We start from the raw sequence: 17,318 nt of genomic DNA on the forward strand, positions 1-17,318 counted from the left end.
ATAGTGAGCGGGCAGTCAGAGGGGAGACTCCAGTCCAAATGAGTCGCAGGAATCGTATTCTATTCGGTATTGCCGCCGTGCTGTCGACCGGCATGCTGGCGTACGCCATTCCATGGGAAACCAGCTTGGCTTTTACCAGTATAGCGCTCATGATATGGATGAGCGCTATTTGTGTTGTTTACGGGATTGCCGAGAAGGCCTCGATCCGTCAGAAGGAACATAAGGTGTTGCTGGAGTGGACGATGGACCGGGTGCCCGGCGGCATTATTTTCTTTGATCGGACGGAGCGGATTCAATATATGAATCAAAGCATGCTGGGCATATGGGAGCGCCTTGGGCTGCAGAGACATGCCCGGGCTGGGGGGTCTCTGCAGGAGCTCCTGCAGGATTTGGGGATTGCACCGGATGAATCGATTACGTACCGGGCGCTTCGGCAAGGCGTCGTTGTGAACAAATTCCGCAAGCGGTTCGGTGAAACCGTTGTTATGCTCGATGCCGTGCCGGTCGTTCATCCGAATACCCGGGAGTTCTTGGGGGCCGTTGTTTACATTCAGGACGTAACGGAAGAGACTCGCGCTGCCGACCGGATGCTGGCAAGCCTGTTCCATCAGGAGAAGCTGGCGGGCCATTTGCAGCAGCTGCTCGACATGCTCCCCGTATCCGTGCTGGCTATTGACAGCGAAGGGACGATTTTGGCGACGAACGATCAGTTTGCTTCCCACTTTGCCGGGCTTACGAAGGAACAGCTTGTAGGCGCATCCTGCAGGCAATTGGCCGAATCCCGCGGTCTCAACTACGACGCGACGGATATCGTGAAAGGGCTCCGCGGCGAGCGGGTCATCGCGCAGTATTCCGCTTATAAGGACAACTCGTTCCTGAACTATGTGTATCCGCTGCAGAGCAATGAGGGCGGTCCGATTCAGGGGGCCATAGCCATCTATCAAGATATAAGCGAGCTGGAGAAGCTGAAGCAGGAAATCGGCCAAATGGAGCGGCTCGATTTAGTCGGACAAATGGCCGCCAGCATCACGCATGAAATCCGCAATCCGCTTGCGGTCGTTCAGGGCTTCATTCAGCTCTTGAATGAGCGCGAGTCCAAGGCCGCCGCACCTGCGCCCAATCAGCGCTACTACGATATGATTTTGGATGAGCTGGGGCGCGCCAACGAGATCATTAGCGATTTCCTGTCCTTGGCGCAGAATCGGATCGTCGAGATGGAAAGCCGAAACCTGAACGCCTTGATTGAATCTGTCTATCCGATGATTCAAGCCGAAGGGAATTTATACGGGATTACCGCCCGGCTGGAGCTGAACGACACTGTGCCGGATGTGCAGATGAACGAGAAGGAGATCAAACAGCTGCTGCTGAATTTGGTCCGCAACGGCATCGAAGCGATGCAGCCTAACGGTACGCTAACGATTCGGACGGCTGCGCTGGAACGGGGAGGAGCGGCGCTCAGTGTAAGCGATACCGGGACCGGTATTCCGGAGGACATTCGCCAGCGTATGTTCGAGCCGTTCTTCACCTCCAAGGAGCGGGGCACCGGGCTCGGGCTTCCTGTCTGCTACAGCATCGTACAGAAGCATCGGGGCACGATTGACGTTCATTCGGAGCCGGGACGGGGCACGACGTTCACCGTCGCGCTGCCTTGCTGAGCAAGGCCGAAGAATAAAGAAATCCACCGAACGCATTCATGCGCACGGTGGATGGGGTCGACTGGGAAACTAGGATTTGAACCTAGGCATGACGGAGTCAAAGTCCGTTGCCTTACCGCTTGGCTATTTCCCATCGTGACATCCATTATTGTGTCTCGGCTTCAGCAAAATATACATCCAGGCGCAAAATTCGGCATCGGCAACTTTCCGCTTCGGCTGCGCGTATAAGGGTAGGAGAACAGCTAACAGCAGGAACGGAAGGTGCAGGCAAAATGGAACGACAAATAGCCGGGCCGGCGTCATCCGGCGGCAAGGGGCTTAAAGAAGATGCCCGCAGCCGACGATTTCTTCGCCCCGGCCGGAAGCTGGCGATGCGCCTTGTGACGATAATGATTATAGCCGCTCTGGCTGCAGTCGGCTGCGGCTGGGCGATCCACGAGCACGTAGTCCGCGAGGGCTCCGCCTATATCGTCGAAGCGGCCGAAGCGCCTCAAGCCGATGCGATTCTGGTGCTGGGAGCCAAGGTGACCCCGGGCGGCGGCGTATCCGCGATTCTCGGCGACCGGCTGCAGGTCGGACTGCAGCTGTACCAGGCCGGGAAGTCGAACCGGATTCTCGTCAGCGGCGACCACGGGCGAACGACCTATGACGAAGTCAATACGATGAAATCGTTCTTGAAGGCGCGCGGGGTGCCGGGCGATCATATTTTTATGGATCACGCGGGGTTCAGTACGTATGAGAGCATGTACCGGGCTCGCGACATTTTTCAGGTGAAGAAGGTTCTCATCGTAACGCAGCGCTACCACCTGATGCGGGCCGTGTATGAGGCGCGGCAGCTGGGCCTGGATGCCTACGGGGTCGCGTCGGATTTGCAGCGCTACGCGGGGATGCCGAGGTTCGAGCTGCGCGAGGTGCTTGCCCGGATTAAAGATTTCTTCTGGGTGAACGTGTGGAAGCCGAAGCCGACGTACCTCGGGGAGACGATCCCCGTGTCCGGAAGCGGGGCGCTGACGGATGATAAGCAGTAAGCGAGGCGAGCCGCCTTTCCATGGGGAATGGAGGGGCGGTTTTTGCTGCGGCGAAAATAAAAGATAGTAGTGATCCGGAATGATTTGCACGGATGGAGGAGCTTCTTCTTCGTCATGGTGCGAGGTGAGCGCAAGCTGGATGTCAAGCTGACAAAATCTTTGAATCCGAGCAACAATTCCGCGAAACATGCGTCTAAAGGGATATTGAGGAAATAATGGAGTGCGATTGTAAAATGGACTATTCGAGAGTTTTGCCGGTGCTGGCTGTCGTCATCCCTTGCTACAACGAGGAGGACGTTCTCCCCGAGACGATCGGCCGGATTACTCAAGTACTGGAAGAGCTGACGCGGGACCGGTTCATTGCCGAGGGGAGCTTCCTTGTATGTGTGGACGATGGCAGCAAGGACCGTACGTGGGCGATCATCGAAGCGCATCAGCGTCTGAACCGCCGGGTGGCCGGAATCAAGCTGGCGCGGAACGCAGGGCATCAGAGGGCGCTGCTGGCCGGGCTGCAAAGCGCGCGCGCGCGTGCCGATTGCGTCGTTTCGATCGATGCCGATCTGCAGGACGATCCGGAAGCGATCCGTGAATTTATCGCCAAATTCCGCGAGGGCTGCGACATCGTTTACGGCATCCGCCGGAGCAGGGGCACGGATTCGGCATTTAAGCGGCATACGGCGCAGTGGTTTTATAAGCTGATGCGGAAGCTCGGGGCCGATGTGGAATATAATCATGCCGACTACCGGCTGATGAGCAGGCGGGCGCTGGAGCAGCTGGACCGTTTCAAAGAGGTGAATGTGTTCCTGCGGGGCATCGTGCCGTTAATCGGGTTTCGGAGCGAGTGCGTGTACTATGACCGAAACGAGCGATGGGCCGGGGAGTCGAAATATCCGTTGAAGAAAATGCTGTCGTTCGCCTGGGATGGCATCACCTCGCTCAGTGTGACGCCGATCCGCCTCGTGACGGCGGCCGGATTCGCGCTGTTTGTGCTCAGCCTGTTTGCCGGAGTGTATGCGGTCGTCCGGAAGATGACGGGCAATACGGTGACGGGATGGGCTTCGCTCATGGTATCGCTCTGGTTCGTCGGGGGCGTCCAGCTGATCAGTCTCGGTTTAATCGGGGAATACATAGGGAAAATTTATAAAGAGGTTAAGCGAAGACCGCTTTACGTTATCGAAGAGGACGTTCCTGCACAGACGGAGCAGATTGCGGTATCGGGCCCCTTCGAGCAGGGGGGCTCGGGACTTTCGGCAGGCGCGGGATTGAACAGAAGGCAGGTGCAAGAAATTCGATGAGGCAGACGGTTAGAAATGATATGTGGAATACCAATGGGAAGTTATGCCCGGGAGCGCGGGCTCTTGCGCTTCGTCAGGCAGGTGAGCCGATATGAGCTGGAAACGGGCCGCCGTGTACGGGCCGCTTGCCGCTGCCTTCGCTGTGTTCGTGTATGTGTGCCTGATCCGGCCGATCGTCGGAATTGCAGACAATGGCGATTTTCTCAGAATCATGAGCTCTACCGGGCTGGATGATTTGCAGCGGGACTTGCCCCGGGAAGAGAGGTACTTCAGCTATTTCATCCGTGAGTTCCAGCTGACGAACCTCGGCCTCGGCGGCTACATTTCGACGCAGGTGCCGCTTGTCTTGCTGGCGACCGGGTTGAACCGGCTGTTTTACAGCACGACTGTATTCGATATACGGTTTCTGGCAGCGGTCTACATGGTGCTGCTGCTGGCGGCTTTCGCAATCGTGCTTCGCAGCCAGCGGCAGCTTCCGGTACTTGTACGGGTGCTGCTGGCCGTCCTACTCGTCGTCGTGTTTACGGATGTCGGCTATATCGGCTATTTCAATTCTCTGTTCGGCGAGCCGGTTTCATATGTATTTCTGCTGCTTACGGTCGCGCTTGCTTTGGCGCTTTCTTCCGCCGGCCGGCCGTCACGGAAGCTGCTGCTTGCTTTTTTCGTCTCGGCGGTATGGCTGACCTGCTCGAAAATCCAGAACGCGCCGATCGGCGTGCTGATCGCCCTGCTCGGCTTACGCTTCGTCCCCCTGCGGCCGGATGCGGCATGGAGAAGGCTGGTGCTCGCTTGCTCCGCCGTACTGGCGTTAGGCTCCATGGCCATGTACGTGCTGGCGCCGAAGCAGCTGAAGGACATCAACATGTATCAGACCGTGTTCTACGGAGTGATCAAGGATTCCCAGTCGCCGGAGCGGGATCTGGAGGAGCTGGGGCTGCCGGCTGAGCTGGCTGTGCTTGCGGGGACGAACTATTTTACGAAGGATACGGCCATCCCGCAGCAGGACCCGCGGCTTAAGGAGATGTTCTACGACCGGATCAGCCATGGGAAGGTCGCTCTGTTCTATGCGCGGCATCCGCTGCGCCTGCTCGGCAAGCTGGAGGTTGCGGCGGAGAACGGGATGACGATCCGTCCGTACTATCTCGGTACGTATGAGAAGCGGGAGGGGATGCCGGCCGGAGCCGTTTCGGAGAAGTTCGGGTATTGGAGCGAGTGGAAGCGAAGCGTGCTGCCGAATACGCTGTGGTTCCTGCTTCCGTTCAGCGCCTTGTACTATGCCGTTTTGTGGCGGGAGTGGAGGCGGGCTGCGTCGGCGGCAAGGCGTGTTTGCTGCGAGACGTTTGCGTTAATCGGTTTGATCGGCGCCGTTTCCTTCGTCATCCCGGTGGTCGGCGACGGTTTGGCGGATCTCGCGAAGCATCTGTTTCTTTATAACGTCTGCTTTGACATTATGTTCGTTTCCGGTGTGCTATGGGTGAGCGGCAAAGCTGTGGTATGGGCGGATCGGCTCTGGCTGCGCAGGAGGAAGCTACAGGCTAAGGAAGGCCGCGAGTCGATTGTTTAAGGGGCAGGATCGGGAGGCGCAGTTGCGGATTGGGGCGTAGTGCCGATGTAAGGGCTGACGGTACTGTCGGTGCTCTTTGCGGCCCTTGTTACATTGGCTGTGTACTACGTTAGGCCAATCCGCGGCCTGCCCCCCTGTATACTGGCAAGCCCGGAGAGCTTTGGCAGCGACATCGGATCGGCTAAGAGGATGGATGTAAGCGTTTCGCTATGAAAATAGATACAGTTTCTTTCGTAAACCCCCAATACCATAATCCCCATCCATATTAGGACTACTTTTCCCCTTTACCCTATTGGAAAGCCCCTGTGCATAAGCAACATCAGAGCGAGCCATAGTAATATGGAAAAATCAGGGCGGCCATACAAATAAACGTCGAATCGCCTCATGCAAAATCCAGTAATTCAATGGTTGTGCATCATCACGCTTGACGTAAAGTGACCGCGGAGTCTTCATGAACAACGAAATGGATGGAGAACACATACGGATGGAAATTCGAATCGGCTTCGTGGCGAACGCCTTGGCGGTGTATGCGAATACCCCGAGCTCGAGCTATACGTACAAACAATTTGCCCGGCAGGATCATCGGGATGCGGCGATGGAGCGGGCGGTCGAGGTCGGACGAAGCAATCTGCGTGCAACGCAGAGGATTCTGTATTACTGCGCTGCTCACGGCATTCGGCTGTACCGAATGTCATCGGCGCTCGTGCCTCTCGCCACTCACCCGGACGTGCGCATCGATGTCGGCGAGGTTTATACGAAGGAGCTCGGCGAATTGGGGGCGTTCGCCCGCCGTGAGGACATTCGGGTGACGATGCATCCGAACCAATTCACGCTCCTCAACGGCTCGGACAAAGTGGTTGCGGCCGCGATCGAGGATCTCGAGTATCATAACGCCATATTGGACGGCATGGGAATGGACGCTTCCTGCATCATCAACATTCACGTCGGCGGCATGTACGGCGATAAGGGGGCGGCGATCCAACGGCTGTACGGGAAGCTTCCGGAGGTGCCGGAGCGGGTCATGCGCAGACTCACTTTCGAAAATGACGACAAAACCTATACGGCGGAAGAAACGCTTGCGGTATGCGAAACGGCCGGGCGGCCAATGATGCTCGACCTGCATCACGACTGGTGCAATCCGTCCGGCGCCAAGCCGCTGGAGCTGCTGCCGCGCATTGCGGCTACGTGGGGGGAACTGCCGCTGAAGCTGCATATCTCCTCGCCGAAGTCGGAGGCGGATTTTCGGTCGCATGCGGACGATGTGGAGCCGGGGCTTTTGCTTGATTTTCTCAGAGGGTGTAAGGAAGCGGGCCTTGGGCGGGTAGATGTCATGGTCGAAGCCAAGCGAAAGGACCTTGCCTGTCTGAAGCTGGCGGAGGAGCTCGGGCGGGTGCGCGGGGTGAAGCGGATCGACGGTGCGGTGCTGCGATGGTGAACGGACTGGAATGCCGCTATCGTTACGGATCCATAGGCCGTGCTACAATAGGGCTGACCAACAGGAACCGGGGGGGTGCGTACACGATGAAGCTGCACGCATGGATCGGAGATACGGGACATTGCTCCCGAAGGGAAGCGCAGAGGCTTATTAAAGCGGGGCGGGTAACGGTAGACGGACGGGTCGCCGGCATACATACGCCAGTCCGCGAGGACGCCGACATTCGGATTGACGGGGTACGGCTCGGGCCGCGGCGGAAATACGTTTACATCATGCTGAATAAGCCGGTCGGCGTCGTATGTACGATGGCTCGGAGCGTGGAAGGCAATATCGCCGATTTTATATCATCTGATACCGCGATATCGCCGGTCGGCCGGTTGGATAAAGACTCGGAGGGGCTGCTGCTGCTGACAAATCATGGTGACGTTTCGCAGCGGCTGCTGCACGGTGAGCACGAGCGCGAGAAGGAGTACAGGGTAACGGTAGACAAGCCGCTTACAGCGGCAGCTCTGGAGGGGATGGCGGCCGGCGTGGAGATGCTCGGGACCGTGACGAAGCCGTGCCGGACGGAGCAGGCGGGGGAGCGAACGTTTCACATCGTGCTGACGCAGGGGCTGAATCGCCAAATCCGGCGCATGTGCCGGGCTTTCGATTACCGGGTGGAGCGGTTGCAGCGGGTGCGGATTATGGAGCTGGAGCTGGGCGATCTGGACATGGGCGCCTGGCGGGAGCTGACGGAGGCGGAGCGGATCAAGCTGCTGCAGCCGCTCGGGCTGCTGTAGCGGGCAAGAGAAGGGAAACCGTATGGCGTTAGAAAATGCCGCAGCAACGTGAAGTTGCTTTATGCAGATAAGGCAACCTGCAGAAGTCGCAGGGCAGCAGGCCGCTCTTGCTTGACTGGAGCAGCTTGCTGCTCTGCGTTTGCGATTTCTCCATAAGCTCCCATGACCGCCGGCGATGCAAGCCGCATGCCCCCGCCATGCAGCTCCGGCTCCGCGCAGCTGTCCGCTTCCTCTAACCGCAGCAGTCGGCCGGCCTGCGCCGCCGCTTGGCCCCGACTGGTCACTCCCCGCCAAAATTCATGATCAGCGTCTGGATTTTCTGCAGCCGCACATATTCGTGCTTCTCAAGCTTCTGCCGGAAATAGCCGTACAAGTACACGGCCTCCATGAAGGTCAGAGCCGGATAACAAGCCACATCCTGGTTCGTATACGGATTGTCGAGCAGCACCTGCCACTCTCCGTCCCGGTCGCCCGGCGCAACGGCAGCAAGCGCCTCCTTCTTATAAGCGGCCGTCTGCTCCAGCTCGTCCCACAGCTTTTCCCACGATGGACTGAACCCGGCCGGCTGGGGGAACAGCTCCCTTCCCCTGCGCAGCAGCGCGTCGACCCGCTCGATCTCCTCGTCTCCAAACGATCTCAGCAGTGCGGTAAAGCCTTCTACAATCGGGTAAAATGCCGGATACCGCTCTGCCTCCACCGCCTCGCGCACATGCGCCTGCTCCTCGGCCGTACCGGCTGCGGCGAACCGCTCGAACCAACCTGTCGTCATGACCGCAATCCACTCCGTTATCAGGTTTTCCCTTACTGTCATGCAGCGAAGGACTTGGTGTAAAGGGGCGAAAGAATGTATGGTTATTATTTTACGTCAACACTACAGATATCTCAATTTATGGATTGTAACCGGTTACGGAAATGGTAAGCTGGCCTGCTGGGCAAACGATCTGCTTGGAGGCTGACTAGGACCAATCCCAGAGCAATGGCTGCGAACGGCGAAAAAACCGCTTTAAAATTTTTCCGGACGTGCAGCAACCTTTGCCGAGGGACCCGCGTCTGGTAAGCAAACGGAAAATTCAAGCAGCTCCCAAGGAGGGTTTTCTTAATGAAGCTACTCAAGACTCTCAGCGCACTGACGCTGGCTACGACTTTATTCGGCGCACCGCTCGCCATGGCGGAAGATACGACGGCTGCTGGCGGAACGGCAGCATCCGGCGGCAGTGAAAGAACGAGCAGCGCGGCTGCGATGCCAATGCCGACAGATATCCCGATGCCTGCGCCGGTCGACGACGAGAAGTCGAAGGCGGAAGCGAAGATTACGAAGGAACAGGCTATCGACATCGCCAAGAAGCTCGTGACGATTCCCGAAGGCTATACGATCCAGAACGTGAATTTGTCCGGCCGCAATTACATGATTCCCAACCCGAGCTGGAACTTGAACTATGTGAAGAAGGAAGGCAGCCAATATCTCGGCAACCTGAGCGTGCAGATCGATGCGGTCGACGGCAAGCTGCTTGGCTACAGCATTTATAACAGCGACCCGTCCTACAAGCCGAGCTACCCGCCGAAGGTCAACTTCCAGGCAGCCAAAGACGTTGCGGCCAAATGGCTGGGGCAAATCAACCCGGAAGCGCTTGCCCAGACGCAGTACAACGACAGCAACGAAAAATCTTCCCGTCCTCCGCTCAAAGGGGAAGTGAACTATGAGCTGAAGTATGAACGGGTGGTGAACGGCATCGTTTTCCCGCAAAACTTCGTGTCGGTCACGGTGAACGGGGACGGCGAAGTGACGCAGTACCAGAACGTCTGGAACGAGGAGCTTACGTTCGAGGATCCGAAGGGTATCATTGATGCGGCAGCCGCAGAGAAGAAGGTCCGCGAGCTGACGGAGCCTGAACTGACCTATCAGATTCCGTACCGCAGCAGCACGAAGAAGCCTCTGTTGGCCTATACGATGGGCACGTACCCGATCAGCGCCAAGACCGGTGATGTATACGTCCCGGAGGGTAGCGAGCTGGATGTGAAGCCGAACCGCACGCCGCTGACCGAACAGCCGCTGGCGGGCGCCCCGGCGGCAACGCTGAATTTGACGAAGGAAGAAGCGATTGCCAAGGTGACGGCATCCTTCAAGCTGCCGGAAGGAATGATCGAGCAGGAGTCCGGTTACTCGGAGAATTCCGATGATATCACAGGCAAGACGATGTCCACGTGGAACTTACGCTGGTCCAACCGCCCGAAGGATGCGAGCCCGAAGGATGGGGGACCGTATAAGGAAATATACGCAACGGTGAATGCGAAGACCGGTGAACTGATCAATTTCAACCACTTCGAGCCTTATTCCGGAGAGGCTCTCGCCGAAGTGAAGGTGAAGCAGGAGGACGCTAAGGCGAAGGCCGTCGAGCTGGTCAAATCGCTGATGCCTGCTTATACGCACCAGCTCGTGCTGGAGAATCGTATCGGCGGCGAAGTGATCCCGTTGGATGTCGTAAAGCGCGAGCGCGGCTACACCTTCATGTTTAGCCGGTATATCGACGGAGTGAAGGCGGGCTACGATTCCGTATCGGTTACGATTGACGCGGTCACAGGCGAGGCGCGGAGCTTCTCCGGCAATTTCTCGCAAATCGATTATCCGGCACAGAAGCCGGAGACGATCGCCGCAGACAAAGCGGAAGAGCTGCTTCTCTCAAACTATGAGCTGAAGCTTCAATACGTGAATAATATTGCAATGTACCCGTACATGTACGCTGGCGGCGCTTATGTCGATATGATCAAGCTCCAGGCCGCATCCGGCGAGCCGACGCCGGAGCAGGAGTCGAAGAAGGCGGCATTGGTTTACGCGCTCACGCCGAAATACTCGTACGGCCCTGCCTTCGTGCTGAATGCCGTAACGGGCGGCTGGGTATCGCCGGACAGCGGCGAGCCGGTCACGCTGGGCAAAGTCCAGGTGACGGACATCGAAGGCCACTGGGCGCAGGCGGAGCTGCAGCTGATGCTGGATTACCAAGCGCTTAGCGTGAAGGACGGCAAAGTAAGCCCGGACACGTCGATCTCGAAGGGCGAGCTGATCAAGATGCTCGTAATCTCCATGAACGGCGGCGACTACGGCATTATGTACGATACAGCTTCGCGCGCGAATTCTTTTGCCGACGTGAAGGGCGAGTCTCCGTACTTCCAGTACGTGGAGCGCGCCGTCGACCTGGGGATTCTGGACATTAAGGACGGCAGCACGTTCAATCCCGAAGCGAACGTAACGCGGGAAGAGCTCTCGCAGCTGATCGTTCGCGCGCTGGGCTACAGCAAGCTGGCCGAGAAGGACGGCATCTTCGCCAAGCCGTTCACGGATAGCGCTTCGCTGAAGCGTCCGGGCGAGGTCGCGATCGTTGTCGGGCTGGGCATCATGTCCGCTTCCGAAGCGGGCAGCTTCCTGCCTGCGGAGACCGTCACGAAGGCGCAGGCGGCGACGGCGTTCTACCGTTATCTGGAGGCGCGTGCCGATCTGCAGGGCAAGAGACCGATCTACTATTAATACTCAATGAAAGAACGCCCCAGCCTGTTTTTTGCGCAGGTTGGGGCGTTTATTATGGGCATTTTTTTAGAGCGAGCATTATGTTTGACGTTGATGAGCCCATGCATGGGATTTCCATCGTTCGTTTCCGATGTCACAACTCAGAGGCTTACGTTGTTATATGTGCAAAACGTAAAGGAGCTGAGGAGAGATGAACGATTTGACATGCGTAATCGTCGGAGGCGGCCACGTGGGGCTTCACTCGCTCAAAGCGATAAAGGAAGAGACCCGGGGCATGGCGAATGGACGTAGGATCCGGTTTGTTCTGATCGACAAGCAGCCCGGTCATATGCGCAAAATGCTCTTGTTCCGGCCGGCGGTGGGCCAGGAAGAGATTATGATTCCCTGGACGCACTATTCGTTCTCGGAAGGTGTCGAATTTGTGCAAGGGAAAGTTACGTTCGTGGATAGCGGGGAAAAACAGATTCGATATGAGGATGCTCAAGGAGATCATGCCTGCATACAGTTTGACCTGTTGGTCGTGGCGGCGGGCAGCATCGTTCGGCAACCGGAACCCGATCGGGGCGGCATCGTCTTGACCGACCCGCAAACCGCGGTGGACATCCGGGAACGCTGGCGCGCCAACCTGCGGAAAGCCGCCGGGGAGACGAACGCTGAGGAACGAAAGCGACTGATGGCGATCGCGGTGGCAGGAGCGGGCATAAGCGGTGTTGAGACATCCGCCGAGCTGGCGCTTGAGATGCGGAAGGAAGCTTCGTCGCTAGGACTGAACCCGTCCGATATCACTGTTTATTTGCTGAGCGGCCAGAAACGATTGTTCCTGGAAGGGCCGGAAAAGGTTGCGAAAAAATTGGATCAAGTTCTCGGCGAGTGCGGCGTAACCGTACTTTACAACCGTAAGGTGATGCAGGCGGAAGCGGGAGCGGTGAAGCTCAGTAATGGCGATCGTCTGCCGGTCGGCCTATGCATATGGACAATTGGCCTTATCCCGAATCCGGCCCTTCGAAGTATGGGGTTGCCGCTTACTCCCGAAGGGCAAGTGCTGGTGGATGAATGCTATCGCGTCAAAGGGGCGCCGGGCGTATACAGTATCGGCGACTGTGCGAGAATCGTCGATCCGAGAAACGGCAAGGCTGATCTGATGAGGGCCGGAGAAGGCGTGCTGCAAGCAGAGAGACTGGGAAAAATCGTGATGGCCGATCTGGAGGGCCGCCCTGCGCCGGTTCATAAATCCGCCAGCTCGATCCTGGATTTCTTCTGCATCGGCTTGGGGGAGAATCGCGGATTTGTATGGGGAGGCAAATGGGGACTTTCTATGATCATAACGGGAAGTCTGGGATGGAAAATCAGGAAGCTGGCATGGGATAAAGGCAGTATGCTGCGATAGCAGCCAGATCCCAATCCTAACAGCTGGAAAAGGTGAGACGGCGGATGGAGGAACTATACGGTCAATATAGAGCACTGCTGTTCACGCTGGCCTATCAGCTGACAGGATCCGCTGCAGATGCGGAAGATGCGGTGCAGGACGTGTTTGTTAAGGCATGCGACGTCCATCCCGAACGACTGGAGCAGCCGAAGGCGTATTTGTGCAAAATGGTAACCAATCGCTGCCTTAATCTGCGGAAGTCGGCGCGGAAGCAGAGAGAAAAGTACGTCGGTCCTTGGCTGCCCGAACCGATTCGGATCCCGGAAGCGGAATCGCTCGAGATGACGGTCGTCCGCCGCGATCTTCTGTCATACGCCATGCTCGTGCTGCTCGAACGGCTGACGCCGGCAGAGCGGACGGTTTTCGTTCTGCGTGAGGCACTGGGCTTCGAGTATCCCGATATCGCGGAGCTGCTCGGCAAGAAAGAGGTGAACTGCCGCAAGCTGTTCAGCCGGGCAAGAAGCAAAATGGGCATATCCGAGGAGGAACCGGTTGCTGCCGAAGCGGCCGAATTGGAATGGGTGAGCCGGTTCCTCGACTCCCTCGAGCAAGGGGACGCCGATCGTGTGATGTCACTGTTAGCCGAAGACGTCGCGTTCGTCGCCGACGGAGGCGGAAAAGCAATCGCGTTCAGGCATCCGGTACAAACGCGCGATCGCGTGGCCCAAGTCCTGCTCGACGGGCTTCGGAGCTTAAGGTCCTATTTTCACGGAGATTTTCACTTCGAGCTTGCCCCTTTGAACGGGGAGACCAGTATCGTAATCCGGTCGGGGGACGAAACCGTGGCCGCTTTATTCATGCAGCTCCGGAGAGGAAAGCTTGCCGGAATGTATGCCGTTCGAAACCCGGATAAGCTCGCCCGGGTTTAGGCAGCGGCTGTAGATTTGTAGCTTGATGAACATGAATTCGATGAAACGTTAAGCGACGATAGCAACGATCCGAGGAGCAGTTTGCCGCAGCTGCTCCTTCTGTCATTGAACTTTCGGGGCATACCGCAATCACAGTGCTCTCGCTGCACTCATTTGCCATATGATTAAAAGAACATTTGAACCAATATCATGTAGGCAATGGTTCCTCCGGCTATGGAGAGAAGCATCTGTTTCTTCCAAAAGTGTAGACATGCAACCACTGCCACCCCAATGAGTTCAGGAATACCGTGACTTCCGGATAGAAGGCTTACATCCTTAAAACAATAAATGACCAATAGCCCAATTACCGCCGATGGAAGCACCTTGCCGAGATACTGCACATAAGGCGGGGCCGGTTTGCCTGACGGGAAGACAAGGAACGGAAGAAACCGTGTAAGCATTGTTCCTAAAACAACCATTGCTATCGTAATAACTTGCTGCGTTATATTCATTGTCATACAGGGGTAACCTCAACTTTTTCGATTGACTTTCTAAGCAGGGTGAGCACACCCAAAATGGCCATCATAGCCGGGATAATGAAACGGGTTCCACCAAAAATAGAAAGGCTGATCACTGAAATCCCAATACCTACGAGAGCGCTGTAATGCTTTTTCTCTTTCATCCACTGTTCAATAAAAATGACTGCAAAAAGAGCCGTCATGACAAAATCGAGCCCTTCTGTATTGAACTTCATATAGGAACCAAAAATGCCGCCAATGGTTGCTCCCAGAACCCAATAGAGTTGGTTAAGAAGTGTTACGAAAAACATTACCCAGCCCTTCTCCACATTCTTCGGTACATGAATCGTATTATTAATCGCAAAAGACTCATCGCAAAGTCCAAAAATCATATACCACTTTTTCTTCCCCGCTGCCCCATACTGATCTAGCAATGAAATGCCATAAAACAAATGCCTCGCATTTACCATCAAAGTTAGAAAAAGAGCATAAAACGGATTGAACGCTCCCATCAATAAATTTGCTGTAACAAACTCCATAGACCCTGCAAATACGGTTAGACTGATCAGCATAGGATAAATTGCACTAAAACCTAGTGAGTTCATATAGATTCCATATGCGATTCCCAAGAACATAAATCCAGCAAAGATGGGTATTGTGGACGGGAAAGCTGTTCTAAAGGCCATCCATATTTGTTTTCTTGCTTGCATGACAATTCACATCCTAAGAGAATTACGCTAAACCTCGTCAATCGGCACAAAGACAGTTCTTTTTTCTGTACTCATAACCATACTGGTTTCAACTCTGCTAATTGCAGAATTCTGCATCAACGAATCAATAATAAAATCCCGGTAACTCTCCATATCCGCTGCTACAATCTTGAGCAAATAATCGTGGCTTCCTGTAAGTGTGTAGCATTCTTGAACCTGCGGGAATTTGTGTATGTCCGCTAGAAATGAATGAATGGTTTCCCGATTCAAAGGTGTTAAGTTGACAAGTACAAAAGCAGTGACTTCCATCCCTAGTTTTTTTTCATCAACTATGGTTGCAAATTTTTTGATAATCCCTGTTTCAACTAAATTTTTTGTTCTTGCAAGGCAAGCCGATGGTGAAAGCCCAATTTTCTTGGATAAATTCAGATTGGATATGGAAGCATCCTCCTGCAATTCCCTCAAAATCGCTTTATCAATATCGTCAAGCCTAATCGCCATACTGCACACCTCACAGGATGTTTTTGGATTTTTGTTTTGTGGTGCTTAAACGATATCGAATATTATTCTGTATGTCAAGTTATTGGTAGAATTAAATTCAAGAAATTCGAGCGGCGGGTGAATTATATGGCGATAATGACGATGTAACCCCGAATGGCCCCATGCCTCATGTCCCATGCCATGCAGGATATCCACGACCTCTCTACTCCGCGTTTATCCCGGATGGATTCCAGTTCCTGAAGCGGATTTCGCACGATAAATAACGAATTGATGCGCTGCCGCATGCAGGGGCCATGCATCGGACATCCTCGTTTTGGAAAAAATAAACCCGGCTTTTATTTCAACCCATCACGGAAGGGCCGCCAAAATCATGCCGTTCGCAGACATTAACGGAACCAGGTTGCATTACAGCATTACGGGCTCGGGTTTGCCGGTCGTTTTCGTCCATCCTCCCTTATTGGAGGGAAATAGCTTCGTCTATCAACAGGAACAGTTGTCCGACAGCTATCAAGTTATTACATTCGATATCCGCGGTCACGGGCGGAGCCGCTATTCCGAGCTGCCTGTCACGTTCCCGCTGCTGGCTCGGGACATCTGTATGCTGCTGGAATATCTCCATATCCCAAAAGCTTATATTTGCGGCTATTCGATCGGAGGTGCGGTAGCGCTGGAGACGATACTTGCCGATCCGGGGCGGTTTTACGGGGGAATTCTGCTAAGCGCTATGTCGGAGGTCAGCGATCCTGTGTTGAGAAGAAGTCTTCAGGCATGCGTTGCTGCGGCGAAATACAGAGCCCGGAGATTTCTGACGGCAGTTATCACCATAGGGAATGCCAATTCGTTTCAAACCTTTCGAAAGTTGTACCGCGATTCCATGAAAGGCGATATTCGTAACCAGGAGCAGTATTACCGGCAAGGGCTGATTTATAATTGTACGGTTCGATTGAAGGACATACACGTTCCGATGCTGCTGCTATATGGGGAAAAGAATTTCGTTTTTCACAAGTACGCCAATGTTTTGCATCGCCATCTGCCGTTCTCGTCCCTGCAATTCATTAGAGAGGCAAAGCATCAATTGCCGACCAAATGGCATAGCCAGACGAATGAGCGGATTCGCAGGTGGATCCGGGAACAGATAACGGAGAAGGAGTCTCCCTCCGGCTAGGATCGTCGTTACCTTTGCGATGCAGAACATCGTTAAGCGGCCGCGCCTTTGCCGGAATGCGGGACTACCGTCCCGCGTCGCGTCCAGCTGTCCTTCCTAGTTAGTCACAGACCGAGCCGGTTGGCGCTTAACCGCCCTCCAATCTATTATCGCCCTCTTAATTTCCCCCTTGATGATGCGGGCAGTACCGGCGCATCAGCTCGGCCGTCTCCGCATCGAGCTCCAATCCGCGCTCTTCCAGCTGCGCGGCGACGCGGTCATGCGCTTCGGACTTGAGATTTTGCCCGAACTTGTATTTGCCGGTCATCTGTTCGATGCGAATGCGCACGACGGAGGTTGCCTTTAGCTGCCCCTCGTAGTCGGCGTCGGCCGGGGTGATCGGCGCGTAGCCGCCCTCCGGCTGCAGCTTGCGCATGAAGGCGCCGAGCGCGTCGGCCTTCTCCTCAAGATTGTCAACGATTTCCCCATAGCCTTTGATGATCACGGATTTGAAATAAGCGGTAGCCGGGCAGGCGAGCTTGTCATGCTGGAAATACGACGGGATAATCGCGTACTCCTTGGATACCGAGAACGTCACGCGGGCGTCGGCCTTCAGGTTGCGCATCTTCTGTCCCGCACGGCTGCCGTGAAAATAGATGGCTCCCCCGTGATACACATAATTCAGCGGCGTCAGCTCGGGCCAGCCGTCGTCCCCCCATGTGCCAAGCACCCCATACGAGATGTCATGAAGGAGCTCGGCGAGCTCCTTATCGTTCATTACGGCGAACTCGTCTCTGCGCATCGATTCGGCGCCTCCTTAGCGGTGTCGATTTTACGTTAAGGGTAAACGACAAATTGGCTTAATGAAAGATCCAATTATTCAAAATTTATA

At 55.5% G+C, this 17,318-nt stretch carries 16 protein-coding genes and 1 tRNA gene; 10 read left to right on the forward strand and 7 right to left on the reverse strand.

All coding sequences use genetic code 11. From position 1 onward, the window contains the following. Positions 1–38: 38 nt before the first annotated feature. A complete protein-coding gene (locus ACFFK0_RS04810; protein WP_377468775.1) occupies positions 39–1,655 on the forward strand; it encodes a PAS domain-containing sensor histidine kinase in 1,617 nt (538 codons plus the stop codon). A 61-nt stretch (positions 1,656–1,716) separates the two neighbouring features. Here the strand turns inward: ACFFK0_RS04810 and ACFFK0_RS04815 are convergent. Then, positions 1,717–1,788: transfer RNA gene (locus tag ACFFK0_RS04815), tRNA-Gln, on the reverse strand. A gap of 139 nt (positions 1,789–1,927) precedes the next feature. On the opposite strand from ACFFK0_RS04815, the gene ACFFK0_RS04820 reads away from it, so the two are divergent. The 5 genes from ACFFK0_RS04820 to ACFFK0_RS04840 all read left to right on the forward strand — a co-directional run bounded on the left by ACFFK0_RS04820 (position 1,928) and on the right by ACFFK0_RS04840 (position 7,759). Continuing rightward, positions 1,928–2,683: a SanA/YdcF family protein gene (locus ACFFK0_RS04820; protein ID WP_377468777.1), complete on the forward strand. Its 756-nt coding sequence runs from the start codon at positions 1,928–1,930 to the stop codon at positions 2,681–2,683. Positions 2,684–2,916: 233 nt separating this feature from the next. Further along, positions 2,917–3,978: a glycosyltransferase family 2 protein gene (locus ACFFK0_RS04825; RefSeq protein ID WP_377468778.1), complete on the forward strand. Its 1,062-nt coding sequence runs from the start codon at positions 2,917–2,919 to the stop codon at positions 3,976–3,978. 91 nt (positions 3,979–4,069) lie between these two features. Further along, positions 4,070–5,542: a glycan biosynthesis hexose transferase WsfD gene (gene wsfD / locus ACFFK0_RS04830; protein WP_377468779.1), complete on the forward strand. Its 1,473-nt coding sequence runs from the start codon at positions 4,070–4,072 to the stop codon at positions 5,540–5,542. Positions 5,543–6,026: 484 nt separating this feature from the next. After that, positions 6,027–6,977: a UV DNA damage repair endonuclease UvsE gene (gene uvsE, locus ACFFK0_RS04835; RefSeq protein ID WP_377468780.1), complete on the forward strand. Its 951-nt coding sequence runs from the start codon at positions 6,027–6,029 to the stop codon at positions 6,975–6,977. Between the two features lie 86 nt (positions 6,978–7,063). After that, positions 7,064–7,759, forward strand: coding sequence for a pseudouridine synthase (locus ACFFK0_RS04840; RefSeq protein WP_377468781.1), 696 nt, complete (start codon positions 7,064–7,066; stop codon positions 7,757–7,759). 59 nt (positions 7,760–7,818) lie between these two features. On the opposite strand, the gene ACFFK0_RS04845 is transcribed toward ACFFK0_RS04840, so the two are convergent. Both ACFFK0_RS04845 and ACFFK0_RS04850 read right to left on the reverse strand, forming a co-directional pair. After that, complete coding sequence (locus ACFFK0_RS04845; protein WP_377468782.1) at positions 7,819–8,043, reverse strand: hypothetical protein; 225 nt, start codon at positions 8,041–8,043, stop codon at positions 7,819–7,821. Then, positions 8,040–8,528, reverse strand: coding sequence for a hypothetical protein (locus ACFFK0_RS04850; protein WP_377468783.1), 489 nt, complete (start codon positions 8,526–8,528; stop codon positions 8,040–8,042). Before ACFFK0_RS04850 ends, ACFFK0_RS04845 begins: the two co-directional genes overlap by 4 nt. A gap of 330 nt (positions 8,529–8,858) precedes the next feature. On the opposite strand from ACFFK0_RS04850, the gene ACFFK0_RS04855 reads away from it, so the two are divergent. From ACFFK0_RS04855 to sigJ, 3 genes are all read left to right on the forward strand, one after another. Beyond that, entirely contained in the window at positions 8,859–11,279 is a 2,421-nt protein-coding gene (locus tag ACFFK0_RS04855; protein WP_377468785.1) for an S-layer homology domain-containing protein, read from the forward strand. A gap of 190 nt (positions 11,280–11,469) precedes the next feature. After that, on the forward strand, positions 11,470–12,666 hold the full coding sequence (locus tag ACFFK0_RS04860) for an NAD(P)/FAD-dependent oxidoreductase (protein WP_377468786.1): 1,197 nt from the start codon (positions 11,470–11,472) through the stop codon (positions 12,664–12,666). Between the two features lie 44 nt (positions 12,667–12,710). Then, positions 12,711–13,574 (forward strand): RNA polymerase sigma factor SigJ, encoded by an 864-nt coding sequence (gene sigJ / locus ACFFK0_RS04865; RefSeq protein ID WP_377468788.1) that lies wholly within the window; start codon positions 12,711–12,713, stop codon positions 13,572–13,574. A gap of 164 nt (positions 13,575–13,738) precedes the next feature. Here the strand turns inward: sigJ and ACFFK0_RS04870 are convergent, their stop codons facing one another. Genes ACFFK0_RS04870 through ACFFK0_RS04880 form a run of 3 tightly spaced genes read right to left on the reverse strand, consistent with a single transcriptional unit; the run spans position 13,739 to position 15,282 of the window. Then, entirely contained in the window at positions 13,739–14,071 is a 333-nt protein-coding gene (locus tag ACFFK0_RS04870) for a branched-chain amino acid transport AzlD family protein (protein ID WP_377468789.1), read from the reverse strand. Then, complete coding sequence (gene azlC / locus ACFFK0_RS04875) at positions 14,068–14,781, reverse strand: azaleucine resistance protein AzlC (RefSeq protein ID WP_377468790.1); 714 nt, start codon at positions 14,779–14,781, stop codon at positions 14,068–14,070. Before azlC ends, ACFFK0_RS04870 begins: the two co-directional genes overlap by 4 nt. 27 nt (positions 14,782–14,808) lie before the next feature. Continuing rightward, the gene (locus tag ACFFK0_RS04880; protein ID WP_377468791.1) at positions 14,809–15,282 is read right to left on the reverse strand and encodes an Lrp/AsnC family transcriptional regulator; all 474 of its coding nucleotides are present in this window, start codon (positions 15,280–15,282) and stop codon (positions 14,809–14,811) included. Between the two features lie 370 nt (positions 15,283–15,652). Between ACFFK0_RS04880 and ACFFK0_RS04885 the strand changes: the two genes are divergently transcribed. Continuing rightward, positions 15,653–16,447 (forward strand): alpha/beta fold hydrolase, encoded by a 795-nt coding sequence (locus ACFFK0_RS04885; RefSeq protein WP_377468793.1) that lies wholly within the window; start codon positions 15,653–15,655, stop codon positions 16,445–16,447. A gap of 157 nt (positions 16,448–16,604) precedes the next feature. Here ACFFK0_RS04885 and ACFFK0_RS04890 read toward each other — a convergent pair whose 3' ends face one another. Beyond that, positions 16,605–17,228 carry a pyridoxamine 5'-phosphate oxidase family protein gene (locus ACFFK0_RS04890; protein WP_377468795.1) on the reverse strand — a complete coding sequence of 208 codons (624 nt, stop codon included), beginning with the start codon at positions 17,226–17,228 and terminating at the stop codon, positions 16,605–16,607. Positions 17,229–17,318: the final 90 nt, after the last annotated feature.

The sequence above is a fragment of the Paenibacillus chartarius genome (assembly GCF_042432825.1).
Lineage (GTDB): Bacteria > Bacillota > Bacilli > Paenibacillales > NBRC-103111 > Gordoniibacillus > Gordoniibacillus chartarius.